This window comes from Vibrio sp. RE88, from assembly GCF_013113835.1.
In the GTDB taxonomy this organism is placed as follows: Bacteria; Pseudomonadota; Gammaproteobacteria; order Enterobacterales; family Vibrionaceae; genus Vibrio.
Map to the genome: position 1 here is coordinate 45,813 of NZ_VTYQ01000003.1, position 23,278 is coordinate 69,090.

Below are 23,278 nucleotides of genomic sequence, written 5' to 3' on the forward strand. Positions count from 1 at the left end.
TGTGAAGATAAACCGCGAAGCAGCTAGCAAAATCGAAACATGCTTTAGAGTACTGAAGGTTACTCAGTACTCGCTGCTTCGCAACGGCACTTATCTCGCTACTCACCCACATTTTGGACCTACGATTGTAAAATTTGCTCATAGCGTAGCTGCAAAACAGCAACTCAAAACAGAAGCTGAATTCCTGCATCATCATGCCTCTCCCTATTGGCCCAAGTATCTGGATTATGGATCCGATATGGGTATGGACTGGTTGATGCTGGAATTTTTTGAATCTCTGTCTATCGATTATTCTCAGCTAGATCCATCCCTAAAGAAAGAAATTACCAATAACGCTGAGCAGGCGCTCATTGCGCTGCACGACACAGGGTACATTCATGGCGATATCAAGCCTTCCAACCTGATAGTAACGCCATGCTACCGAACCATATTGGTCGACATGGGAAGCATACTCCCCATAGGGTCCAGTTACGAACAGCAAACAAACCCTTCTCTCTCTCCTATGTTTTCAGCTTTAAACCCGAACCTACGCACTGGCAAAATTTCCCCTCAGAATGATTTCTTTTCACTCGCCATTTCGCTGCAGACAATGTGGGAGCATCACCCTTTTTCAGAACAGTCTTTGATTGAGTTTATAAAAACAGAAAAGCTCCCAATATTAGGGAGCCTTTCGAGTTGTTATCAAATACTGGTTGCTCAACAAGTTAAGCGTGCTAGGCAACTTGCTCTGGCGTCAGGTACTGAGTGATATCGACTTTATCGTTCTGGCTTTCGGGCAAAAACTTGTTGGCATACTCAAGATAGGCGCCACTTTGTAAAAACAATAAGAACAGCTCCATATCGACATGTTGATCCAACGCCATCTTGTAGAGGATATCTACCGCGACACTCACTGGCTTAGCTTTTTTGTACGGCCTATCCGCTGCAGTCAGTGCTTCAAAAATATCAGCTATAACCAATATTCGTTCTGGTACTGATAAGTCTTCCGCCGTTAATTTACGTGGATAACCCGTGCCTTTTAAGGTTTCATGATGCGTTGAAGCATAACGCGGAACGCGGCTAAGTTCAGGTGGGAATGGTAAAGCTTCCAACATTTTGATACCGCTAATAATATGTTCGTTGATCTTGAATCTGTCTTCAGCCGTTAATGTGCCCCTTGAAATCGATAAGTTATAAACTTCTCCGAGATTGTACTGGTGTTCCGGCACATCCATTTTGATACCAAACTTAGGGTCAAACTCCAACGGTCTAATCCGGTGCTGTATGTGCTCCGGTTTGTCATCAAGTAACTTCTCTGTTGCTGGCAGAGTTCTTTGGCACGCTGGCTTATTCAATTCTTCAAAAGGCGATAAGCCCAATCGGTCATCAAAATTTCGCTGCCAAGTGATTTGGCTTATGGACTTAATTCTCTCGACTTGATCTTTCCCCATAAATTCACCGCCTACGTTCGATGTCGCGACAAACTCAAAATCCTCTTGTAGCTGAGCTTTCTTTGCACGCAATATCTGTAAGGCTTGTTCTTTATCTAAATCCCCAGCTAACTGAGATTGCAGAAATTCGATTTCAGCGTCTCGCCACAGTACTTCAAATCGCATTCTAACTTCGTGAATACGGTTATAGTTGGCTTCGAGTTTTGTGCCTTTATCAACGATATGTTCAGGTGTGGTTATCTTACCGCAATCGTGTAGCCAAGCGGCAATACGAAATTCCCTACGCTCCTGACTATTGGCAAACGAAAAATCTTTCAGTGAGCCCGAATCACATTTCTCAGCCGCTTCTGCAAGCAACATTCCAAGCTCAGGAACGCGATTACAGTGGCCTGCCGTATAAGGAGATTTGTCATCAATGGCTTGAGCAATCAACTTAATAAATGACTCAACAAACGCCTCTTGTTGCTTTTCATGTCGTTTTATTTCGCGTGCCATATCATGAATCGAATGTGATAACGCCCAGACTTCCTTAATATTAGAATTCACTATCTGTACATCATCAAACTTGCGACATTTGATTTTCTTCGTTTCTTCCTGAAGCTGACGAATGGGTTTCACTATCGGATTACCGAATACCCAAGCTACAGGTAACAACAAGCACAAGACCACCACAGTACCACCAATCGAGGTATACAACCTGTCATATACCTGCGCCATCACCACATCTTCCGGCACGATAACAGCAAGGAACTCTTCGTTGTCTTGAGCATTTTTTCCTAATGCCTCTACATAAAAGAATTTGCTGCTACCGTTCACCTCTCGTTTGTGGATAGTCCCTGAGCCCGCCAAGGAGTCTAATCCTTCATAAGGCACTCGATGCTCTTTAACCTGGCTAAACCAAGCATCACTCAGCGTTGTCAGTTCATCGGGTGTGATGCTGTCAATGGCGCGAGCTAATAGTGGCTCGAGCGCGTGATGCTTTTCACTTAGTGTCAGGTAAAAAGGTGCAGATGCCTGAATCGGCAAGAATTGGAATTTAACATTGTTGTTTTGACCCAAATGTTCCAAAGTCCTCCTCGTGTCGAGTAAAAGCTGGATATCACCTTTCAGTAACGCCTGATACGCATCTTCGCCGTCACTGAACACTGTCGGGCTAACTTCTCCCATAACAGAACTAGCGTTAAAGCGATGCCCATCAATAACTCCAACCTTACTTGAGTACCAATCAGGTGCTGTCTCCCCCAAAAAAGCCATGGCTAAAGGTTCTTTAAACAGGAGTATCCGAACGTGCTCAGCATCCACATCCATTTCTGGAAGCGAATGTGCAATATCCAGCTGGTTTTGGTTTAACTTACGAATTAGCTCATCACTCGAAAACCCATTAATAAACTCAAAATGGAGCCCCGTTTTCTTTGCCAATAAATTCAGTAACGCGATAGAGTAACCCTGCGGTTCACCGGCACGGGCGTAGTCATATGGCCTCCAGTTCAGTTGATTCGATACCAACAAAGATGGCGCCCTATCAACTAGTGCTTGTTCACTCGGGCTTAAAGTTAGCGGCTTGGTCACAGACTGAATCTCATCCGTTCCCTGTTGATTGGAAGCAATGATTTCACCAGTGCGATGAAAAACAAACGATTCTATACCTGCGTCGGTTGGCAAGCCCATTGCGGCAGCGGTGATTCTTGAACTGATCGAAGACAGAACTATATCAATGCCCAATACCGCTTCCCGTGTCTTCAGAGAATAAGTCTGCCCAGTAATTTTCAAGTGCTTAAAGAGATATGGCTCTGTCTTGTACACATCATCTGCTGAAGCAGCTTGGTACCAAGGACGCTGTGTGGGGAAATAATTACTTTGTTTAGTACGAACACCAGTTTGTTCAAAATCGGAGGTGTAATAAATCGTCTGGCGTATTCGATTATGTTCCGGACCATTAATTTTGATCACCACCCAACGGTCATCCGCACGGGCTTCAATGCGCTGCCGAACAATTGGCGAAGACTCTAAATTGATGATCTGATAGAAGTCTTCTTGGCCATTACCAAAATAAATACTGTAAAACAATGGGTTATCTTTCAGCACTTGAATCAGTATGGTACGGATTTCTTCTTCACTGAAATCATGATCGATCGTTCTTGAAATACTGCTCAGAATCCGCGCACTGCTTTTCGCGTTCAGATCGACCTCTTGGATATACTCACTGACGTCGGTTGTCGCCTTGGTCAGTTTGCTTACTACGTGCTCTTCAGACATCTGACGAGTAAAAATATACTGCAGGCTAATTGCGAACATCGATGTAACGATCGTTGCAATAATGAACATCGTTCCGACTGTAAAGCGTATCGAGTATGTGTGCTTATGCTTCTTCAATTCGTCCAACTACACGCCCTCCATGGCCATAACTTCTAGACTTTGAGATGAACTAAAGTACTAATTAAATAGTGTAGTAATTGCATAGAAAGCAGAGACATATCTGGAAGGAAAATTTCGATTATTCGTAGCGCGTCAACAATTTAGCTGCAGAACAATGCCGATTAGGGTAAATGTTCAGGTCAAAAATTTTGCCGTGAACTTTATGAACGAAATCCTCACAATGCTCAATATTGTTTTTATCAACGTATTAACGACAATTATTTAACACACCATTAACCTTAAACGCATCTATTGACGAGTTTCCCTCCCTTGTTAATGGAAAACTGATAACGATAAGTGCAATCTCAATGAAGATGCACCTGAACATAAGGAACGTGAATCATGTTTAAGGTACTCAAGCCAACACTGGCAGCTTCAATCATCGCTGCGTCTTTTTCTTTTAACACTTTTGCAGCCGATCTTGAAAAAATACACTTCTTAATCCCTGGCGGTGCTGGTGGTGGCTGGGATATGACGGCTCGTGGAACGGGTGATGTCCTCGTTAAGTCAGATATCGTCGACAACGTCTCATTCCAAAACCTATCCGGCGGTGGCGGCGGAAAAGCCATTGCTCACCTGATCGAAACCGCTCAGCGCCAAGAAGATACGCTGATGGTGAACTCTACTCCAATCGTCGTGCGCTCACTGACAGGCATTTTCCCTCAGTCATTCCGTGACCTGACACCGGTCGCAGCCACCATTGCAGACTATGGTGCAATCGTGACTTCTGTAGATTCCAAGTACAACACTTGGGAAGACGTAGTTAAAGACTTTGAATCTAACCCTCGCAAAGTCAAAATTGCCGGCGGCTCAGCTCGTGGCAGTATGGACCACCTAGTTGTAGCGGCAGCGTTCAAGGGTGAAGGTTTCGATGCACGTAAAGTGCGCTACATCGCTTACGATGCAGGCGGTAAAGCTATGGCCGCTCTACTATCTGGCGAAACACAACTGCTTTCCACCGGCCTAGGTGAAGTACTGGAGATGTCAAAATCTGGGCAAGTTAAGATCCTAGCGATCACAGCACCTAAACGCCTAGATGCAGCACCGGAAATTCCAACTCTAACGGAATACGGAAACGAAACTGTCTTTGCTAACTGGCGTGGATTCTTCGCCGCTCCAGGCACCAGCCAAGAAAAGCTGGATGAGTGGAACACAGCGCTGCAGAAAATGTATAACACCGACGAGTGGCAGGTCGTTCGAGATCGCAATGGCTGGATCGATAACTATAAGGCAGATAAAGATTTTTACGCTTTCCTTGAAGATCAAGAAAAGCAAATGGGCGACCTAATGCGCGAGCTGGGTTTCCTTAAGTAATCCTGTCGAGGGCAAACTTGCACTTGCCCTCTTTCCTTTTTGCCGTACCTGAGATAACGACACAATCTCCTCTGTTTAGAAATAAACAGCTAAGCCTCTTTGACCAGCAGCAAATGGCTTATTGGTTAGTGATACATGCTCATTAATCCCTCTTGTACGGCTTTTTTCTTCCCTCAATGTGAATGCAAATGGAGTTGGATATGTCGGACTTGCCAACGAATTCTTTCAACAAAGGTCAGTTTTTCTCAAAAGAGAATTTGCTTTGTCGCGATCGCGTCGGTGCCATGATCTTTCTTATCGTATGCCTTTGTTATGGTTATCAAACATCACAAATCCCTCTTTTTCCCGGTGACGAATATGAACCCTTCACGGCTCGCACCTTACCCACACTCCTGACCTTTATTGGTATAGGTCTTTCTCTGATACTGCTTGTAACAGGTCAAACGGATAAACAAAGTGGCGCGGTAGTGGATTTTAACTGGAAACTGCTGATCGCTTTTTTAGCGTTAATGGCGTTTTATGGTTTAGGGCTGACTTACATTGGATTTGTGCTCGCAACGGGACTATTCCTGCTCGCAGGTTTCTACCTACTGGGTGAACGACGGAAAAAGGTCCTGTTCGGAGCCTCTTTCCCTTTTGTCATCGCATTTTATCTGCTGCTCACTCAGGGACTGGACATTTATCTGGAACCAGGCGTCATTTTCACCATGTGGTCGTAAACAGTAAGGAATAACAAATGTTAGATGGAATCTTACAAGGTCTTTCGACCGCAGTTATGCCGATGAACATCATGATGGTGATCGTCGGATGTTTCGTTGGTACCTTCATCGGTATGCTTCCAGGCCTTGGCCCTATTTCAGCTATCGCTCTGATGATCCCCATTACGTATGGATTAGATCCTTCATCAGGCCTAATCTTAATGGCGGGTGTGTATTACGGTGCCGTCTTCGGTGGCTCAACCTCTTCTATTCTGATCAACGCTCCGGGTTGTTCTTCTACCGTTGTGACCGCTTTTGACGGCTACCCAATGGCGCAGAAAGGCCAAGCTGGTAAAGCGCTAGCACTGGCTGCCTACTCGTCATTCACGGGTGGTACTCTATCCGCGATTATGCTGCTTGTAGCGGCTCCTGCACTAGCAAGCGTATCACTTAGCTTCCAGTCTTCTGACTACTTCGCACTGATGCTATTGGGTTTATCGGCCGTTGCTGCCTTTGCTGGTAAAGGTCAGGTAATCAAAGCTTGGATGATGACGATTCTGGGCCTGATGCTGTCCACGGTAGGTATCGATAAAGGCGTGGGTGTTGAGCGCTTCACGTTTGGACTGACAGACTTAATGGATGGATTCAGCTTCCTACTGCTAGCGATGGCAACTTTTGCATTAGGCGAGACCTTAATGGGCATCCTGAAGCCAGAAAAAGACACTCGCAACGAAGAACAAAGCAAAATGAGTGACATTGGCAGCATGAAAGTCACCAAAGAGGAAGTCAAAGAGGTAGCGCCTGTTTCGATCCGTTCTTCCATATTGGGTTTCTTTACTGGCGTGTTGCCAGGCGCTGGTGCAACTATCGCAGCCTTCCTGAGCTATGGTATGGAACGTAACCTAGCACCTAAAGATAAAAAAGAAGAATTTGGTAAAGGCAGCATCCGCGGGTTAGTTGCTCCAGAGTCAGCAAACAACGCGGCATCAAGTGGCTCATTTGTACCACTTTTAACTTTGGGTATTCCGGGGTCAGGCACAACAGCCATCATGTTAGGCGCACTGATTGCTTATGGCATCCAACCGGGCCCACGTCTGTTTGTCGAGCACCCTGACGTCTTCTGGTCAGTCATCATCTCGATGTACTTCGGCAACATTGTTTTGGTTATCCTTAACTTGCCACTGATTCCGTACATTTCCAAGCTGTTAGCAGTTCCTAGAACCGTGTTGTTACCGATGATTCTGTTCTTCTCTATCACTGGTGTTTACCTAGTGTCATTCAACACTATGGATGTTTTCATCATGTTGTTGATTGCGATGGGCGCCATTGCGCTTAGGCTGGCTAATTTCCCTCTCGCTCCACTACTGCTTGGTTTTATTCTTGGTGGATTGATGGAAGAGAACTTGCGTCGGGCGTTGATGATCAGTGATGGAGAACTCAGCTTCCTATGGGAAAGACCTATCACAATGACCTTTACAGTGTTAGCCGTATTAGTGTTGTTTAGCCCTATCATCGTTAAGCTGTTCCAAAAGCTGAAACCTAGCCCCGTTAAAGCGGAGCAATAAATACCCATTCCAAGGAGGCGATTTAGCCTCCTTTTTAACCTCTATTTGCCAACAATATCAATTAGAGTATATACTCTAATTTTTACAGATAGAGTTCATTGTATGTCGCTGCGTCCTATTGCCTTGATAGTTGGCTGTCTTAGTTCATTTCCATTTGCAGCCCATTCCGCGGCAATCAGTTTTAATGAAGCTTGGCAGCTATTGCAAAACGAAAACAATTCGCTGGCTGCGCAACGAGCGAATGTTGACCGATACCAACACTTAGAAAATGCAACTGATAACCTGAACCTGCCATCAGTGACCGTCGGGGCAAACTACACGCGCTTAGATACCGATGTCACCCTATCGGGCAATCAGTTGATTGAAAGTACCAATGGTACGCTACCCAGCGTCGGCAGTATCTCTCTTCCTCCCTCATTACTCTCAGGGCTCGGTCAACTGTTTACCGATCTAGGTAATACAACCTCTACGATTACCGAGCGGGACATTTTCACGTCTTCCATCAGAGCCATTTGGCCTATTTTTACTGGCGGTCGAATTACTGCAGCACAATCAGCCGCACAAGGAAAATCAGAGGAAGCGCAAAGCCAACTCGCGATGGAGACTCAGGCGCGATACGAAGACTTAAGCAAATACTATTTTAGTGTCTTGCTAGCGAAAGAAGTGGTCGAGACACGTCAGCTGGTAGAAAACGGCTTAAAAACGCACAGAGACAACGCACTTAAATTAGAGCAGCAGGGGCAAATTGCTCGAGTTGAACGTCTCCAAGCAGAATCCGCACTCGACCAAGCGACCATTGAGCGTAAGAAAGCACAAAAGAATCTTGATATCGCACAGACAGCACTCACTCAAATACTCAGCCAATCTTCGACGGTTGAGCCACGCGATCATCTATTTATCAACGACACACTTCCCCCAATGGACGCATTCATTAACCAAACTCTAATCACCTACCCGGGGTTGTCGTTGCTTGATGCAAAAGAGAAGCAGGCCCGAAGTCTGATCAAAGCAGAAAAAGGCAAATATTACCCTGAGGTCTACCTGTATGGTGATTACAGCTTACATGAAGATGATTCACTCGCCAGTCAGATGAAACCAGATTGGCTCGTTGGCGTTGGCGTCAGTATTCCGCTCATTGAATCAACAGGTCGCTCGGATCAAGTTAAAGCGGCTCATAGTGCGGTGTCTCAAGTGCAATACCTCAAAGCACAAGCCAAGCAAGATTTAACAGTGCTTGTTCAAAAGACCTATTTAGAGGCGCAGCAAGCTCAGGAAGAAGTGCTCGGACTTAACTCCAGCATTGAGCTGGCTGAAGAGAACATCAAACTGCGAGAGAAGGCCTTTTCTCAAGGCCTTTCTACCTCGACGGACGTCGTTGACGCTCAGCTTTACTTAGCCAGTGTCCAGACCCAGAAATCAGCCGCAAGCTTTAACTATTTAATATCGCTATCAAAGCTTCTCGCTTTATCGAGCGAAATGAACACTTTTCAACAATATCAACAAACCTCTATCAACACTTCAAACCTTTAGGATACCGAGATGAAAAAAGCCAAACCGATTGTACTGACTGCTGCCGCTTTAGCCATATCGTCTTGGATTGGGTATAGCTTCTATCAGGCCTATCAACCAAAGCCAGTGCGCCTGCAGGGGCAGATTGAATCGCAACAATACAGCATTTCTTCCAAGGTACCGGGCCGTATCGATCAGGTGCTGGTTCGAAAAGGTGACAAAGTAGAAAAAGGCGAGTTGATTTTCACTCTTCATAGCCCAGAAATAGAGGCCAAACTGGAGCAGGCTATTGCAGGTCAGAAGGCCGCAGGTGCGCTCGCTCAGGAAGCAGAAAAAGGGGCAAGAATACAGCAAATCCAAGCGGCAAAAGACCAATGGCAAAAAGCAAAAGCCGCCTCTCAATTAATGGAGAAAACCTACCTTCGGGTTAACAACCTCTACAAAGATGGCGTTGTCGCTGAGCAAAAGCGCGATGAGGCTAAAACCCAATGGGACGCGGCAAAATACACCGAAAGTGCCGCTTATCAAATGTACCAGATGGCTCATGAAGGCGCCCGCGACGAGACCAAGGTTGCTGCTGCAGAGAAAGCTCGTATGGCAGCAGGCGCGGTTGCAGAAGTTGAGGCTTATGCAAAAGACACGCAAATCGAAAGCTGGTTTGACGGTGAAGTGTCACAAGTACTACTGCAAAGTGGTGAGCTTGCCCCTCAAGGTTTTCCTGTGGTGACCGTCATTGATACGGACGACTCTTGGGCGGTACTAAATGTCCGCGAGGATCAACTTAGTCATTTCACCAAAGGCCAAAGATTCAGTGCTTATTTACCTGCGCTTGGTCATTCACTTGAATTTGAGGTCACTCATATCGCAGTCATGGGTGATTTTGCTACTTGGCGTTCAACCGATGCATCACAAGGCTTTGATTTGCGCACTTTTGAGGTCGAAGCCCGACCATTGGCTCACAAAGATACCCTGCGCATGGGCATGAGCCTAGTTGTTGAGTTGTAAAATGTCTGATTTGTTCGCCACGCAGTGGCGCATACTGCAACGAGACCGATGGCGGCTCTCGTGTCTGACATGGATACCGCTTATTTTGGTAGTCTCTATCTGGGCGATATTCTCTCAAGGTATTGCCCGAGACCTCCCCATTGGCGTTGTCGATCTGTCCCACAGTCAGCTTTCAAGGCAGCTTAGTCGCAACTACGATGCAACCGCCACACTGTCTGTCACGCATCACTTTGCTGACGTTGCGGAGGCAAAACAAGCGTTGGTTTCAAGCCAAGTGTATGCGTACGTTGTCATTCCGGATAATTTTGATAAAGACATTTATCGCGGTTTACCTCCTGAAGTAAGTGCGTTCTACAACAGCCAAACAATATTGATTGGAAAACTGATCGGTTCAGCACTAGTACAAGCTCAAGCAACATTCAATGCGCACATTGATGCTTCAAAAGCACTCGCCAAAGGGGACAGCACCGTTGACTCTGCCGTAGGTACTGCTCTTCCAGTGCAAACACAGATTACCCCCCTGTTTAACAAGAACGCTAACTATGCTCAATTTCTGGTCTCTGCCATTGTTCCGGCCTTGTGGCAAATCATCATCGTAGTTTCAACCATACTGGTGCTGGCGGCTAATCACAGGGACAGAGGTTTGACTCAGTGGCTCAAAAGTGCGCCAGCCATGCAGTGGACTCGTACATTGCTGCCTTATTTCCCAGTATTCATGGTGCAAGGTTTCACTTTTCTGTGCTGGTTTTACTTGGGTTTCGACTGGCCGATGAATGGCAGTCTACTAGTGCTAATGTTTGCTCAGGGGCTGACTGTTATAGCCTGTATGATCATGGGTAGTTTTTTCTTCTTTTTGACACTCGACCCCGCGCGCGCCATGAGTTTTGCAGGAGCATTTACTGCGCCAAGTTTTGCTTTTATGGGCATCACTTTTCCAGTCACTGACATGAACCCACTGGCACAATTCTGGCGAAGTTTGCTTCCTATCAGTCATTACATTGAGGCTCAGGTAAGCCAAGTCAGCTATGGACAGGTTTGGGTTAACACCGCGCTAGGGCTACTACCGATGCTAGGGTACCTGCTACCTGCGTTGATATCAGTACTTTTGATCAAAAAGCATCTATCAAAAGATAACGGGCTAAATACGCTGGGGGCCAAATGACAATCAGAGAAGTATTCTACGCAGAGCTCAAAGCACTTCTAACAAACCCTGTCGTGATGCTGACGGTTTTTGGAGGCGTCGTATTCTATTCGTTCCTCTACCCGCTTCCCTACAGCCACCAAACTCCAAGAGAGCAAAATATCAGTATCGTTAACCTCGATCAAAGCCAGATAAGCTACCAGTTGGAGCGAATGGTAGACGCAACGCCACAAGCCAAGGTTGTTCAGCGAGATTACACCATTGAGTCCGCTCACCAAGCTTTTCTCAACGGAGAAGTGAGCGGCTTTCTAGTCATCCCAGAGCATTTCTATAAAGATTTATTATTAGGCAAAAGCCCAACGCTCTCTTTTGCTGGCGATGCATCCTATTTTCTGGTGTACGGCACCATAGTAGAAGGACTGGCGCAAGCCGGAGGTACATTGGCGGCACAGACTAAAGTGTCCAGATTAATATTGGACGGCGTACCCCTCTCTTTAGCTAGCGAACAATTCGCCACCACCAAACTCAACTTAAAACCAACCTTTAACCCGCGTATGGGCTATATAGATTATGTTGTGCCCGCCGTCTTTGTTTTAATCCTCCAACAGACACTTGTCATGGCTTCTGGCCTAATGACCGGCAGTCAGAAGAATGGCGCAGGGTATTGGAGTAAAACCAGACCGACAACGCTTGTGTTGGTTAGGCTTTGCGTACTCACCGCTGTTTATTATCTTTTAAGCATGTATTACTTTGGGCCTAGTTTTACAATGCACGGGGTGAACCAGTTAGCCAGCAGCACTCAGCTTCTCAGTCTACTGTTACCTTTTTTACTGGCGTCCTGCGCGATTGGAATCTGGCTTGGTGCTGTCGTCCCTAGACGTGAATTAGTCACCTTGGTGGTGCTGATAAGCTCGATGCCACTGGTATTCAGTGCTGGGTTTATCTGGCCATTAGAAAGCATTCCGACATCGATAATCTGGTTGTCACAGCTATTTCCAAGTACACCAGCTATTCAGGGTTTTCTTGCCTTGAATCAAATGGGCGCAGATTGGAATCAAGTATCTTCTCAATGGAGTCTATTGTGGCTGCAAAGCTTATTTTGGGGATGTATAGCGTTATATAGCTATCGAAAACATTGTTAATAAAAAGGCTGACTTTATGTCAGCCTTTTTAAAATCCATCGAGAAACAAACTCATTATTTGGGAGGAAAGTTTGATTATCAGCCAAGACTTGGTCAGTAATTAATTTAGTTACTGCGAATATTTTGCGAACAATGTAACATTTCTGCTCATAATATATACTATTGTTCAATTAGTCATCAAACATTCTATAAGTCAAATGAACCGATCTATACCAGCACCAACTTTGACACTAGAAATTAAATCGCTGCTTGCTTACATCTTAATTCCACTCTGCATTGTTTTTCCAGTTTCGCTCTATGTCGCCTATTACGGCATGGCAGATAGTCTAAAAACCATTGCCTACACCTTCGAAGAAAGAATAGAAGACGTAGTCCGTGAGCTCAAAAAAGAAAATATTCAGGCAATGGAGCATCCTGAAAGCTGCTCAGCAATTCGTGAAGATCTTCTGTTTGAAAGTAACCTAAGAGAGCTCATTATAGTTCAAAACGGTATCGCTATTTGCTCATCCAAACGTGGGGAAATAAGTACAGATTTAAGGTACGCCTTTAAAGACGGTGCTGCGAAAACCGGAGTTTATCTATTCGATATAAACCAGGACCCACACCAAAGAACCATGGTGGTGGTTAACATATTACCTGGTACGACTGATAGCGGTGCTTTTGCTATCGTTGACAAAAACTATTTAGTTGAGCGGCTTGGGCGAGTTGAGAATGATAAGTTAAGTTTTATTACCGCTAAGTTTGGCCAGAAAATTTATCCTGCTGATAGGACCTTCGTGTCTGACACCTTGCATTACATAACGACATCTTCCAAGTATGGCTTTTCTCTGATGGTCGAAGCTAGTCCCGAATTTATTCAGCGACGCGTTATTTATTCTGCATTGAGCAGTATCCCGATCTCATTTTTAATTTCTATTACTTTGTTTGTCGTCTTGTCGCGGCTCAAAAATCGCGACAGCCTTGCTGACGACCTAAAGAAAGGACTAAAGAGAGAAGAGCTTTTCCTTGTCTATCAACCTATTGTTGACGCATCCAAGGATCACCAACTGAGTGGTATTGAAGCATTAATACGTTGGCAGCACCCTACGCTGGGTCTAGTTCGACCCGATGTGTTTATTCCATTAGCTGAGCGACAATCGCTCATTGATGCAATTACGGATTATGTCTTAGAAAAAGCACTGGAAGATCTCAGTGCTGAACCCTTGTTTAACAGCATTCATTTAGGCGTTAACGTTCCACCTTCGTATTTACACGAGCAGAAAAACATCGTTAATGTTTGTAATTATGCTCTCCAGTTTAGACGTATTGGAATCCGACTCGCAGTTGAAGTCACTGAACGACAAATATTGGATGACGTTGGAAGAGAAGCTCTCGCTGAACTTCGTAAGAGTGGTATTTTGGTCTCTATTGACGACTTTGGTACCGGGCATACAGCCCTCTCTGTCATCCAGAAAACCCAATTTGATTATCTAAAAATAGATAAGTGTTTTGTGGATACCATAGGTTTGGAAACCGTTAACTCTACCGTGCTCAATACGATCATTGACCTTGGCCATCGCTTGGGAGTAAAAATGATTGCAGAGGGAGTGGAAGAACAAAATCAAGTCGAATATCTGGCTGAAATGAATGTTTCTTATCTGCAAGGATATCATTTCTCCAAGCCGCTAGAATTAGACGAACTTAAAGAGTCTTGGTTATAAATAAAGGCCCATGTCACTAGAACGGGCCTTTTATTAGAATCCTCGCCGCTTCCAGAATTCACCTTCATCACGACTGTATATTTCGAAAGTTTTCTCGGCAATGACTTTCCCATTCATTTCAATGATCATCCGCCACTTACCAATATTGGAGTCAAAGCCATTAATCGGATCGAGCAGCTGGATTGTATCACCCAGATAAAAATCCCAGTCGTTGCTGCCAACGTGGAGGTCGCCAGTAAAAGGATCCAACACTTGGCCTTTTTTGCCTAATACACCTGGGTGTTCAATACAATATTCGATAACTTGCCCTTTGGCTTTTTTGATATTCACAATGAAACCAAATTCGATATCCTGATCAGCAGGCACTTTGGTTGTAAATTCTTGTATCTTCGGTAGGTGTTTTGACTTGGAATCCCACTGGCTATAGATGCCGTAAGACGTCATTTCTACTACCGCTGATCTTTTCGCCATTCTTGCCACCGTTTCTTCATTTGCTGGATGGTGCTCGTTGTTACACCGTGAATATTGCCAAAGTTCTCTTTACATTCAATGATTTCAAACTCAGCGCCGTATCGCTTTGCCATCTGATAGTAAGGCGCTATTTCCCATCTCATCACAAACGTATTCGAAACCACTACGCTTTGCCTTTTCATCAGGCTATCCCGCGTCATGTGCTTACACCAATCATGGGCCTTTGCGATATGTTCTGGCCTGAAGTCATATTCGCCTTTGTCATCAACGAAATACATGTCCGCTTCGTAGTGATTCACATCCAGTGTCTTAGCCAGCGTACTTTTCCCTGAACCAGGCAATCCGCGAATAATGGTCAGTTTTAACGTCATGAAAATGAATAAATCGAATAAAGAAGCGCTGATATTACCGTAAATAAGCATAAAAATGCTATCGACATCTCATTCCGTTTGAGTTAACTTTGGATGTATAGACGTCCAAAACTCAAGCTTAGGGAGAAAGCTGTGCCGATTAAGATCCCCGACCAATTACCTGCCAGTGATGTATTACGTCAGGAAAATATATTCGTAATGCCTGAATCCCGAGCTTCCACTCAGGAGATTCGTCCACTTAAGGTATTGATCCTCAATCTTATGCCGAAAAAGATCGAGACTGAAACTCAGTTCCTTCGTTTGCTTTCCAACAGCCCACTTCAAGTCGATATTGAGCTGCTTCGTATCGATGACAGGCCAAGTAAAAACACACCGACCGAACACCTTGATAATTTCTATCGTCAATTCGAGATGGTGAAAGGGCGTAACTTCGATGGATTGATTATTACTGGCGCTCCGCTAGGGTTAGTTCAGTTTGAAGATGTGATCTACTGGGAGCACCTACAGGCAATCATGAGTTGGGCAAAGAAACATGTCACCTCAACTCTGTATGTCTGTTGGGCTGCGCAAGCTGGCTTAAAACTGCTTTATGACTTGCCGAAACGCACGCGTAAAGAAAAGCTGTCTGGTGTTTATCACCATCAAATTCATCAGCCATACCACCCGGTGTTACGTGGCTTCGATGATACGTTTCTCGCTCCCCACTCGCGATACGCTGATTTCTCTCCAGAGTATTTAGCTGAGCATACCGATTTGGACGTACTGGCGACTTCAGATGTCGCTGGCGTTTATCTGGCCGCGACGAAAGACAAGCGAAACGTGTTTGTCACGGGTCATCCTGAATATGATGCTTTCACACTTCATAACGAATACATTCGTGATCTGGGTGAAGGAATGGAACCTGCGATTCCAGTGAACTACTACCCGAACAATAACCCCGATAACAAGCCAGTTGCTAGCTGGCGAAGTCATGGCCATTTATTGTTCTCAAACTGGCTCAATTACTGCGTTTACCAGCAGACACCTTACGATCTGGATCACTTCAGTGAAGCCAACTTTACTACGGACGATTAAGGTCAGCGATACTGATTAGTTGTTTGATCTCATTAATCACTTTCGGGGTATTTTGCCAAAGGATAAAATGCCCCTCTCCTTTCACTTCGACGAGCTTTTTTTCTTTCCCTGTTAAGCGCTGAATCGCAAATGCCGAGTTTTCTGGATCGGCAATATTATCTTCATCGCCATGAATCAAAGTCACAGGTACTGAGTCCAGTAAACCCCAGTCTTTATTGCTCAACTTGGAAAGTTCATCAGCCAGCGGCATCATCTCTCCATTCGACTTTTTCCAGTTGTCAGACAAAAACACACTGATCAACCAAGTGTCGGCCAATTCGTTGTACCATTTTGGTTCCTCAAGCTTAGGGTCAAAAGCAGGCGCCACCAGCACCATTCCTTGTACGAGATTTGGAAACATAAGGGCAAGATTGAGAGCGATTGGACCACCGAGTGAATGGCCAATGAGAATGTTGACTTTGTCTTTGGAGAGTAGAGATTCTATCGACTTTGATTGTGAGTCCAAATCGGCAGCGAGTTCTTCTGGAGACTGACCATATCCAACGCGATCCACAGAGATGAGCTCAGCATTTTCAAGCAACCAAGTATCTTTAAGATACGCTTCATAACCCTCTTTGTTGCCGGGTGATCCATGTATAAAAATTAGCCGATAATTGCTGGCTTGGTTGCCCTGCTCTACATAAGCGACGCCACTGTCAGCAAAACGAGTGGTGGCATCCAGCTCTGAAGCAATGGACGACTTTATCGATAACCCAGCTAGGAAGCTTAGAACCGTTGCACCAACGACTTGTTTTCTCACACTTCGTCTCCTTTATTTTCTAGTATTGTTGCCAAATCAGCCGCATAATTGGGCTCATTTCTACCAGACCGGACAGACCACGTTATACATTCAAGATACTTAAAATTTTCTTCATCTATCTTATGCGCTTTGTTTGCTTCATCGCCACTATACTTTTATCCGCCTGCGTCACAATTGACCCTCAAACTGTCACTTCGGGCACACAAGACAAGGCCGACGCGCGAATAGCATTGGGCTTGAGTTATTTGCAACGTAATAACAGGGTGAAAGCAAGAGAGAATATCCAAAAGGCACTGGAGCATGCACCAGATTATTATCGCTCTCAATTAGCGATGGCACACTATCTTGAACAGGTTTCTGAGTTTACCCGCGCGGAATACTGGTTTCAAAAGGCGACTTCCCAACACCCTGATAACGGGCAGTTGCTCAACGATTATGGCAGCTTTCTGTGTAAGCAATCCCGATATCAGGAAGCAAACGCACTATTCGAAAGAGCGGTAGTTCAACCCAATTACTACTATGTTGCCGACAGTTATGAGAATGCGGCATTTTGCGCTTTAAAGGCAGACCAGCAAGCTAGCGCTGCCAGTTACTTTGAACGGGCGATTGCTCATGATCCAAACCGACCTCAGGCTATTTTAAATCTGGCGAAATTGGAAATGAATCAAGGAAGGTACGAAGCGGCGCAAAATCGTATAACGCAGTTTCATCAACAGTTTGGCGTGCAGGCACTATCACTGAAACTCATGGTCGAGCTGGAAACCCGAAAGCTTCGGCGTTCTTCTCCAAAGCATTAAATAGCTTGAAAGGTTATCGTTTTTTGCGTTGGGAATGCAGGAGCTTACGGCGCTCGCGGACTCGCGAAGCGCGCTGAATTTTTACGTACTCTCGATAGACAATATAGATAAACCCGATCAGACCAGAAACAAACAAAAGCGCAAAAAGTATCAGTAAACTGTCGCACACCCATTCGGGCTCACAGGGCATATAAATTTCAATTTCCATATGCCCTCCTTTATGCTTTTGCGTCGTACCACGCCTGTCTTTCAGTCGCAGTTTTAAATGTCCAAGCGATAAAGCGGCTCACCTTCTGTCCCTGGCTCATTTCAACGATCTGAACTTCTCTTGCACCGGCTTTTTCTAGGTTCTTGCGCATCCAACGGACATTCTCTTTCTTTGAGACAAGCGTAGAAAACCACAATACCTGATGAGCAAAGTCACGGCTTTCAAACGCCAGATTCTTAATGAACGCTGCCTCACCACCTGGGCACCATAGCTCTGCATTTTGGCCACCAAAGTTAAGTATAGGCGAAGCTTTGACCTTACCTTTCTCACTCGCTTGACCACGTTGTTGCTTACTTCGGCTGAGGTTTTTGAGCTTACGCTCAGTACCTAGTTGCGCTTCCTGCATGGATTTATGAAATGGCGGGTTACAGGTCGTTACGTCAAAGTACTCATTTTCCTTAATCACGCCCTTGAAGAAATAACGACTCTGGGTTTGTAAGCGGCACTCAACACGATCTTTAAGCGCAGGGTTTTCTGAAGCAATTTGGTTAGAGTTCTTAACCGAAGCTGGATCAATGTCTGACCCAACATAATGCCAACCATATTGGGTCACACCAACAATGGGGTAGATACAGTTGGCGCCGACACCAACATCAAGCGCGTTTACCGATTCATGTTTCACTTGCTTACCATCTTTTGACAGTAATTCTGCTAAACGGTGAATGTAATCGGCTCGGCCTGGAATCGGCGGACACAAGTACCCCTTAGGAATATCCCAAGATGTGACACCGTAATGATGCGCAAGCAACGCTTTATTGAGCACCTTTACCGCCAGTGGATCGGAAAAATTAATAGAGGCCTCGCCTTTAGGATTTTTCACGACATACTTTTTAAGCTCAGGTGTCGCTTTTACCAAGTGAGCGAAATCATAACGGCCATGGTGAAGGTTTCGTTTATGAAGGCCTGCTTTGCCTTTTATCACGGTCACTTTCATTTCCGAGCGAATGGTGTCGCTCGCATTTTTTGAATGGGCTGCTTTTTTCTGCTTAGTCATAAGTTACTTATTCGCTTTCTCAACCATCTCGGTATAAATCATGAACAGACGAGCATCCAGCTCTAATTGATGATAGTCGGGTTCCATATGACAACAGAGTTGGTAAAACGCTTTATTGTGTTCTTTCTCTTTCAAGTGAGCTAATTCGTGTACCACGAGCATGCGCAGTAAAGGTTCAGGAGCATTTTTAAATACGCTCGCAATGCGAATTTCATTCTTCGCTTTTATTTTACCGCCATGCACTTTCGCAACGTAAGTATGCAGGCCAAGCGCGTTATTGATTAAGTGAATTTTATTGTCGTAAATGACTTTGCTGATTGGCGCAGTCTTCTTCATGTAACGATTTTTGATCGCGATGGTGTATTCAAACAGCGCTTTCTCACTCTTAATCGTATGATTATCTGGGTAACGCTGCTTAAACCAAGGTTGTAAGCGACCAGACTCCACCATCTGAGTCACAGGCGTCACAATATGCTCTGGGTAGCCTTGGATGTAACGAAGAACGGGATTCATAGGGTAAGTTTCAGTCCGCCAAATTGAAGACGCGTAAGTCTACCTAAATCACACTTGCCATTCACTGTCTTTTCATTACACTCTGCTGCAAAGCAAGATGTAGGAATTTACGATGAAAAGACTCGTGCTATACGTGAAGGACAAATGCCCTCACTGTAAAGATGCTCAGCGTTACCTAGATGAAAAGGGTTATGCGTACAGATTGACCAATGCAAAAATGCAGCGTGGCAGAAAAGAGCTGGATGCGATTGGCGCACGCTCTTTACCTGTGCTCAAAATTGGTGATCGCTATATGATTGGTTGGAATCCTAAAAACTTCGAGAAAATGTACAACTCGAAATGATCAAGCCTCACGCATCGCATTGGCTTCTAGGGGTTTTAGCGTTGCGTGAAATACTTCATCCAGCTTGTCGGAGCTGATAGGCTTTGTGATCACATCCGTACACCCTTCCGAAATCATTCTTTCTCTCGTCTGTTCAAACGCGTCAGCTGTACAACCAATAATCACAGGAGGATTAGGTAAATCAAGTTCCATAATCGCCCTTGTTGCCTTCAGGCCGTCCATCACTGGCATGTGGTTGTCCATTAAGACACAATCAAAGTGTTGGTGCTTTACTTTTTCGACTGCAAGTTCGCCATTCTCAACCACTTCATATTCAAAGCCTTTGTTTTTGAGAAATTTACCTAAAACCAGTGCATTCACGCGAGTATCTTCAGCAATTAATACACTCAGTCCAGTGCCGTCAAAAGCAGATAGTCGCTCTTGTTGATCACTTCCCTGGAGAACCTTTTTCAACCCGACGGGCACCACAATTGCAAACTGGCTGCCTTTACCAACGTCACTGCTAAGGTCGATTGTCCCATTCATGGCTTTAACCAGATCCCGAGTAATCGACAGACCTAAGCCAGTACCACCAAACCTTCTCGTTGTGTCACTTTCCGCCTGTGAGAATGGGTCAAAGATTGCGGACTGTTTCTCAGCACTGATACCAATTCCGGTATCAGAGACATCGATATGAAGTTCAATACGATGGCTTTGCTCTACAACGTCTAGCGACAATGTAATACCGCCCTCAGACGTAAATTTAAGAGCATTGCTTAATAGGTTTTGTAAAATCTGAAGTATGCGCGTCTCATCGGCAACTAGCGCACGATCACATGATTGAGAGTACTCGCACTTAAACTCAAGGTGCTTATCCGCACACAATGGCTCATAGAGTCTTGTAAGTCTTGTCACCACGTCTTTCAGCAAGAACTCAACTTTCTCAAGCTCAAGCTTACCCGCTTCAATTTTAGAGAAATCAAGTATGTCATTAAGCACATTTAGCATGTGTTTTCCTGAGCCTAGAAATGTATCAACATACTCTTGTTGTTCTTGGTTGAGTGTCGTATTTTTGAGAAGGTCCCCAACACCAAGAATACCGTTCATTGGCGTTCTCAATTCGTGGCTCATTGCCGCCAAAAACTGGGATTTTGCAATGTTTGCCGCTTCTGCTTCAATCGCCTTTATCTTAAGAGACTCTTCCAACTTTACGCGTTGAGTGATATCTCTCTCAACAGCCATAAAGCCTTCTACCTGTCCGTGCGTTGAGTACAATGGTGTCAACGCAATTTCTATCCAGTATGACTGTCCTTCCTTGTTGTAGTTGAGCAATTCAAAGAATCCGGGCTCTCTACGATCTATCATTTCTCGAATTTTTCGGGTAGTCCGTTTATCAGTGTCAACGCCCTGAAGCATATCGCCAGGCTTTTTACCCATCATCTCTGGCAGTGAATACCCTGTAAGCCGCTCAAATGCCCCATTCACCCAAATCACTTTGGAATCTAAGTCAGTAAACACAACCGCATCACGCATATGTTTAACAACCCGAGCTAAGCGGGCAGACTCCGCCTCTCGTATTTTTAGCGACTCAGATTGTTCATAAAGTTGCTGCTCAGATTCAGCTAACTTGCGGAATGGTGATACCAAAATTCGCCGCCCAAAAATAAACATAACAACCAGTGTCATACTGGTTGCAACCAACATCCCTATAAGCAGGCTTCCCGTTAAATTAGATTCCGCATCAATGACCAGTTGAGGTGAGACCGAATACAATAAGGACAGATCAGTGCCCTCAATCGGAAACATGTCCATCGTCCAATTACTAGGAGCTTGCATATTCCAATCAAGTCTATTTTGGGCAATACCAAACCAGTGCATACTGTCGGTACCCAAGCTCTCGAAGAACTGACTCTCATCCAGTGGTGTTACATAAGTCCCAAGCCCTTCTGCATAACCGTTGTACAAAATAGGAGAACTAAGAAGGAGATAGTCCCTGCCGTCATTTTTGTAGAGCGAATACGAAGGCTTTCCCATTAAGGCTTCGTTTTCTATACCAGTTGTAATGAAGGTATGTACAACATCAGGCAATGTGACTTCTTGATAAACGTTACCGCCAGAAAAATCATATATGTTAACGTGAGCCGTCGCTCCCGAAGACTTGAGAAGCTCAAGTTGATCTTTAAAAGCACTCCGATCCGTGACTCCTTCTAAGACTGCACCTTTAGTAACGGGGTGAGAGGTCACGCGCTCAAGCCTCTGTTCATGTAATTTTAGAAACTCAAATACGTATCTCTCAATTGCAACAAACTTTCCTTTCAGGCTTTCACCTATCAAGACCTGAGCGGTTTCTCTGGCTTGATGTTGAACAAAGGCAAAACTTGCAAGCATAAAAACGCAGGCCCCGACGATGAGAAACAACGAAAACAGATGCATTCCATTTTTCTTATCAAACTTCAACATAGACCTGCGTTACCTCTGTACTCTAGATGGATTTAGGAATCAGCTTCACGGCGTCTTTATCGTCATAAATAGCCATACAAAAGTCGCTTGCATCTAAGGCCTCATGAGCATCAAAATCATCTTCAGTGAAAGGAGCGAATGGAGAGCGATACTCTTTGATCAACCCTTGAACTGGCTCGTCCATTGATTCCAAAGCTTTCTTCAGTGCGGTTCGGTTAGACTCTGCATCATCCGTTAGCTCTACGGTACTAGCGGCCTTAAGAAATACCTTTGCCAAATCGTAACCGTGGACAAAACCAGCGGGCGCTTCAATATTGGCGTCTTCAAAGTAAGCAGGGAACATCGTCTTTGCATCCTTAAACACATTTTGATTAAAGCTGTTCTGCTCCGAGCTGTAGAAATTGAAACAAGACTGGATGAAATGAAGATTAGCTTTTTCACGAATAGGGAAAGGCACGTTCTGTGCAAACTTGCCGCCAGTGATGCCCCAGTGGCTGTATATCGGCATTTCAATACCAACGTCTGAAACACTTTCAACGATGAGTTTACCTTCACGGCTGTTAGCCACCAGCAGAACACAATCTCCTCCGCTTGATTGTGCTTCACGAATCAATATTCGTGCATCGACATCTTTTATGCCCCAATCAAACCAGCTAGTTTTTACGCGCTCTACCAGATCTCCAGGTAAAGCAGACATCATCGCTTTGTAGTTAGACTTGCCCCATCCCGTGTTTTCTAGAACCAAATGTGGCTGTCTACATTGCTGTTCTAACGCGTAGTCAACTAGTATTTTCCCGACTTTAGAGTCATCAACCGAGAGACGAAATACGTAGTTGTCCTCGGCAGATGGATATCGAGTAATAGGTGTACCCGCAGCCCAAGGAACCAAGGTCAGCATCTTGGATTTATTAATGTATTCTCGGTATTTGATCAACGGAGGGGAATGCAAACCACCGATGTAAACCAATCCATCGCTGTCTTTTAGAAAACGCTCCATGTTTTTCTTGCTACGTAAGACGTTTCCTCTATGGTCAGTGGTAACAAACTCTACTGGTATACCTGATATTTGGTTCCCCTCCTGGGAGAAGGCAACCTTAATTCCATGCTCAATGGAGAGTGCCGATTCCAGATGCCCTGTTCTGTCGGCATCAAGATAGATCTTAAGCACATCGGGTTTTGCAGCCTGCACGACGCTGGCAAACAGCGCTAACACTAAAATTAGAAATTTCCTAGCCATACTTATCACCAACGTAGTCGTTATAATTTGTTTCTATAGTTAGCCTAGGAAAG

21 protein-coding genes are annotated in these 23,278 nt (G+C 44.9%); 12 read left to right on the forward strand and 9 right to left on the reverse strand.

Features of this window, described 5'->3' with window-relative positions:
* Position 1: 1 nt before the first annotated feature.
* A complete protein-coding gene (locus F0265_RS06110) occupies positions 2 to 748 on the forward strand; it encodes a hypothetical protein (RefSeq protein WP_171748220.1) in 747 nt (248 codons plus the stop codon).
* Here F0265_RS06110 and F0265_RS06115 read toward each other — a convergent pair.
* Complete coding sequence (locus tag F0265_RS06115; RefSeq protein ID WP_171748221.1) at positions 714 to 3,755, reverse strand: HD domain-containing phosphohydrolase; 3,042 nt, start codon at positions 3,753 to 3,755, stop codon at positions 714 to 716. The two genes, F0265_RS06110 and F0265_RS06115, sit on opposite strands and share 35 nt — an antisense overlap.
* 432 nt (positions 3,756 to 4,187) lie before the next feature.
* Between F0265_RS06115 and F0265_RS06120 the strand changes: the two genes are divergently transcribed.
* From F0265_RS06120 to F0265_RS06155, 8 genes are all read left to right on the forward strand, one after another.
* The gene (locus F0265_RS06120; RefSeq protein ID WP_171748222.1) at positions 4,188 to 5,159 is read left to right on the forward strand and encodes a tripartite tricarboxylate transporter substrate binding protein; all 972 of its coding nucleotides are present in this window, start codon (positions 4,188 to 4,190) and stop codon (positions 5,157 to 5,159) included.
* Positions 5,160 to 5,359: 200 nt separating this feature from the next.
* Positions 5,360 to 5,878, forward strand: a complete 519-nt coding sequence (locus F0265_RS06125) for a tripartite tricarboxylate transporter TctB family protein (protein WP_171748223.1) — start codon at positions 5,360 to 5,362, stop codon at positions 5,876 to 5,878.
* A gap of 17 nt (positions 5,879 to 5,895) precedes the next feature.
* Entirely contained in the window at positions 5,896 to 7,422 is a 1,527-nt protein-coding gene (locus F0265_RS06130) for a tripartite tricarboxylate transporter permease (protein ID WP_019275836.1), read from the forward strand.
* Between the two features lie 102 nt (positions 7,423 to 7,524).
* Positions 7,525 to 8,952 carry a TolC family protein gene (locus F0265_RS06135; RefSeq protein ID WP_171748224.1) on the forward strand — a complete coding sequence of 476 codons (1,428 nt, stop codon included), beginning with the start codon at positions 7,525 to 7,527 and terminating at the stop codon, positions 8,950 to 8,952.
* 9 nt (positions 8,953 to 8,961) lie between these two features.
* Positions 8,962 to 9,936, forward strand: coding sequence for an efflux RND transporter periplasmic adaptor subunit (locus tag F0265_RS06140; protein WP_021457570.1), 975 nt, complete (start codon positions 8,962 to 8,964; stop codon positions 9,934 to 9,936).
* A 1-nt stretch (position 9,937) separates the two neighbouring features.
* Positions 9,938 to 11,098 carry an ABC transporter permease gene (locus tag F0265_RS06145; RefSeq protein WP_171748225.1) on the forward strand — a complete coding sequence of 387 codons (1,161 nt, stop codon included), beginning with the start codon at positions 9,938 to 9,940 and terminating at the stop codon, positions 11,096 to 11,098.
* A complete protein-coding gene (locus F0265_RS06150; RefSeq protein WP_171748226.1) occupies positions 11,095 to 12,219 on the forward strand; it encodes an ABC transporter permease in 1,125 nt (374 codons plus the stop codon). Before F0265_RS06145 ends, F0265_RS06150 begins: the two co-directional genes overlap by 4 nt.
* 224 nt (positions 12,220 to 12,443) lie before the next feature.
* Positions 12,444 to 13,919 carry an EAL domain-containing protein gene (locus F0265_RS06155; RefSeq protein WP_253809359.1) on the forward strand — a complete coding sequence of 492 codons (1,476 nt, stop codon included), beginning with the start codon at positions 12,444 to 12,446 and terminating at the stop codon, positions 13,917 to 13,919.
* Positions 13,920 to 13,952: 33 nt separating this feature from the next.
* Here F0265_RS06155 and F0265_RS06160 read toward each other — a convergent pair whose 3' ends face one another.
* Positions 13,953 to 14,390: a DUF3859 domain-containing protein gene (locus F0265_RS06160; RefSeq protein WP_171748228.1), complete on the reverse strand. Its 438-nt coding sequence runs from the start codon at positions 14,388 to 14,390 to the stop codon at positions 13,953 to 13,955.
* Positions 14,369 to 14,812 carry an ATP-binding protein gene (locus F0265_RS06165; protein WP_171748229.1) on the reverse strand — a complete coding sequence of 148 codons (444 nt, stop codon included), beginning with the start codon at positions 14,810 to 14,812 and terminating at the stop codon, positions 14,369 to 14,371. The genes F0265_RS06160 and F0265_RS06165 overlap by 22 nt, the downstream gene beginning before the upstream one ends.
* A gap of 81 nt (positions 14,813 to 14,893) precedes the next feature.
* Between F0265_RS06165 and metA the strand changes: the two genes are divergently transcribed.
* A complete protein-coding gene (metA, locus tag F0265_RS06170) occupies positions 14,894 to 15,835 on the forward strand; it encodes a homoserine O-succinyltransferase (protein WP_171748230.1) in 942 nt (313 codons plus the stop codon).
* On the opposite strand, the gene F0265_RS06175 is transcribed toward metA, so the two are convergent.
* Positions 15,822 to 16,634 carry an alpha/beta hydrolase gene (locus tag F0265_RS06175; protein WP_038158757.1) on the reverse strand — a complete coding sequence of 271 codons (813 nt, stop codon included), beginning with the start codon at positions 16,632 to 16,634 and terminating at the stop codon, positions 15,822 to 15,824. The two genes, metA and F0265_RS06175, sit on opposite strands and share 14 nt — an antisense overlap.
* A 122-nt stretch (positions 16,635 to 16,756) precedes the next feature.
* On the opposite strand from F0265_RS06175, the gene pilW reads away from it, so the two are divergent.
* Positions 16,757 to 17,431 (forward strand): type IV pilus biogenesis/stability protein PilW, encoded by a 675-nt coding sequence (gene pilW / locus F0265_RS06180; protein ID WP_171748231.1) that lies wholly within the window; start codon positions 16,757 to 16,759, stop codon positions 17,429 to 17,431.
* Between the two features lie 13 nt (positions 17,432 to 17,444).
* Here pilW and F0265_RS06185 read toward each other — a convergent pair whose 3' ends face one another.
* Genes F0265_RS06185 through F0265_RS06195 form a run of 3 tightly spaced genes read right to left on the reverse strand, consistent with a single transcriptional unit; the run spans position 17,445 to position 19,206 of the window.
* Positions 17,445 to 17,639, reverse strand: a complete 195-nt coding sequence (locus F0265_RS06185) for a hypothetical protein (RefSeq protein WP_038158755.1) — start codon at positions 17,637 to 17,639, stop codon at positions 17,445 to 17,447.
* A gap of 10 nt (positions 17,640 to 17,649) precedes the next feature.
* Positions 17,650 to 18,693, reverse strand: coding sequence for a 23S rRNA (adenine(1618)-N(6))-methyltransferase RlmF (rlmF, locus tag F0265_RS06190; RefSeq protein ID WP_171748232.1), 1,044 nt, complete (start codon positions 18,691 to 18,693; stop codon positions 17,650 to 17,652).
* 3 nt (positions 18,694 to 18,696) lie between these two features.
* Positions 18,697 to 19,206 carry a M48 family metallopeptidase gene (locus tag F0265_RS06195; protein WP_171748233.1) on the reverse strand — a complete coding sequence of 170 codons (510 nt, stop codon included), beginning with the start codon at positions 19,204 to 19,206 and terminating at the stop codon, positions 18,697 to 18,699.
* A 112-nt stretch (positions 19,207 to 19,318) separates the two neighbouring features.
* Between F0265_RS06195 and F0265_RS06200 the strand changes: the two genes are divergently transcribed.
* On the forward strand, positions 19,319 to 19,549 hold the full coding sequence (locus F0265_RS06200; protein WP_006962058.1) for a glutaredoxin family protein: 231 nt from the start codon (positions 19,319 to 19,321) through the stop codon (positions 19,547 to 19,549).
* Here F0265_RS06200 and F0265_RS06205 read toward each other — a convergent pair whose 3' ends face one another.
* Together F0265_RS06205 and F0265_RS06210 are read right to left on the reverse strand one after the other, a co-directional pair.
* A complete protein-coding gene (locus F0265_RS06205) occupies positions 19,550 to 21,988 on the reverse strand; it encodes a PAS domain-containing hybrid sensor histidine kinase/response regulator (protein WP_171748234.1) in 2,439 nt (812 codons plus the stop codon).
* Positions 21,989 to 22,010: 22 nt separating this feature from the next.
* Positions 22,011 to 23,225: an ABC transporter substrate-binding protein gene (locus F0265_RS06210; RefSeq protein WP_216607802.1), complete on the reverse strand. Its 1,215-nt coding sequence runs from the start codon at positions 23,223 to 23,225 to the stop codon at positions 22,011 to 22,013.
* Positions 23,226 to 23,278: the final 53 nt, after the last annotated feature.

What these genes read in the sequence shown, in the direction of transcription:
- F0265_RS06115 (WP_171748221.1), bottom strand. Translation starts at nt 3,755, where the DNA reads ATGTTCATTATTGCAACGATCGTTACATCGATGTTCGCAATTAGCCTG.
- F0265_RS06120 (WP_171748222.1), top strand. Translation starts at nt 4,188, where the DNA reads ATGTTTAAGGTACTCAAGCCAACACTGGCAGCTTCAATCATCGCTGCG.
- F0265_RS06125 (WP_171748223.1), top strand. Translation starts at nt 5,360, where the DNA reads ATGTCGGACTTGCCAACGAATTCTTTCAACAAAGGTCAGTTTTTCTCA.
- F0265_RS06130 (WP_019275836.1), top strand. Translation starts at nt 5,896, where the DNA reads ATGTTAGATGGAATCTTACAAGGTCTTTCGACCGCAGTTATGCCGATG.
- F0265_RS06135 (WP_171748224.1), top strand. Translation starts at nt 7,525, where the DNA reads ATGTCGCTGCGTCCTATTGCCTTGATAGTTGGCTGTCTTAGTTCATTT.
- F0265_RS06140 (WP_021457570.1), top strand. Translation starts at nt 8,962, where the DNA reads ATGAAAAAAGCCAAACCGATTGTACTGACTGCTGCCGCTTTAGCCATA.
- F0265_RS06145 (WP_171748225.1), top strand. Translation starts at nt 9,938, where the DNA reads ATGTCTGATTTGTTCGCCACGCAGTGGCGCATACTGCAACGAGACCGA.
- F0265_RS06150 (WP_171748226.1), top strand. Translation starts at nt 11,095, where the DNA reads ATGACAATCAGAGAAGTATTCTACGCAGAGCTCAAAGCACTTCTAACA.
- F0265_RS06160 (WP_171748228.1), bottom strand. Translation starts at nt 14,390, where the DNA reads ATGGCGAAAAGATCAGCGGTAGTAGAAATGACGTCTTACGGCATCTAT.
- F0265_RS06165 (WP_171748229.1), bottom strand. Translation starts at nt 14,812, where the DNA reads ATGCTTATTTACGGTAATATCAGCGCTTCTTTATTCGATTTATTCATT.
- pilW (WP_171748231.1), top strand. Translation starts at nt 16,757, where the DNA reads ATGCGCTTTGTTTGCTTCATCGCCACTATACTTTTATCCGCCTGCGTC.
- F0265_RS06185 (WP_038158755.1), bottom strand. Translation starts at nt 17,639, where the DNA reads ATGGAAATTGAAATTTATATGCCCTGTGAGCCCGAATGGGTGTGCGAC.
- rlmF (WP_171748232.1), bottom strand. Translation starts at nt 18,693, where the DNA reads ATGACTAAGCAGAAAAAAGCAGCCCATTCAAAAAATGCGAGCGACACC.
- F0265_RS06195 (WP_171748233.1), bottom strand. Translation starts at nt 19,206, where the DNA reads ATGAATCCCGTTCTTCGTTACATCCAAGGCTACCCAGAGCATATTGTG.
- F0265_RS06200 (WP_006962058.1), top strand. Translation starts at nt 19,319, where the DNA reads ATGAAAAGACTCGTGCTATACGTGAAGGACAAATGCCCTCACTGTAAA.
- F0265_RS06205 (WP_171748234.1), bottom strand. Translation starts at nt 21,988, where the DNA reads ATGTTGAAGTTTGATAAGAAAAATGGAATGCATCTGTTTTCGTTGTTT.
- F0265_RS06210 (WP_216607802.1), bottom strand. Translation starts at nt 23,225, where the DNA reads ATGGCTAGGAAATTTCTAATTTTAGTGTTAGCGCTGTTTGCCAGCGTC.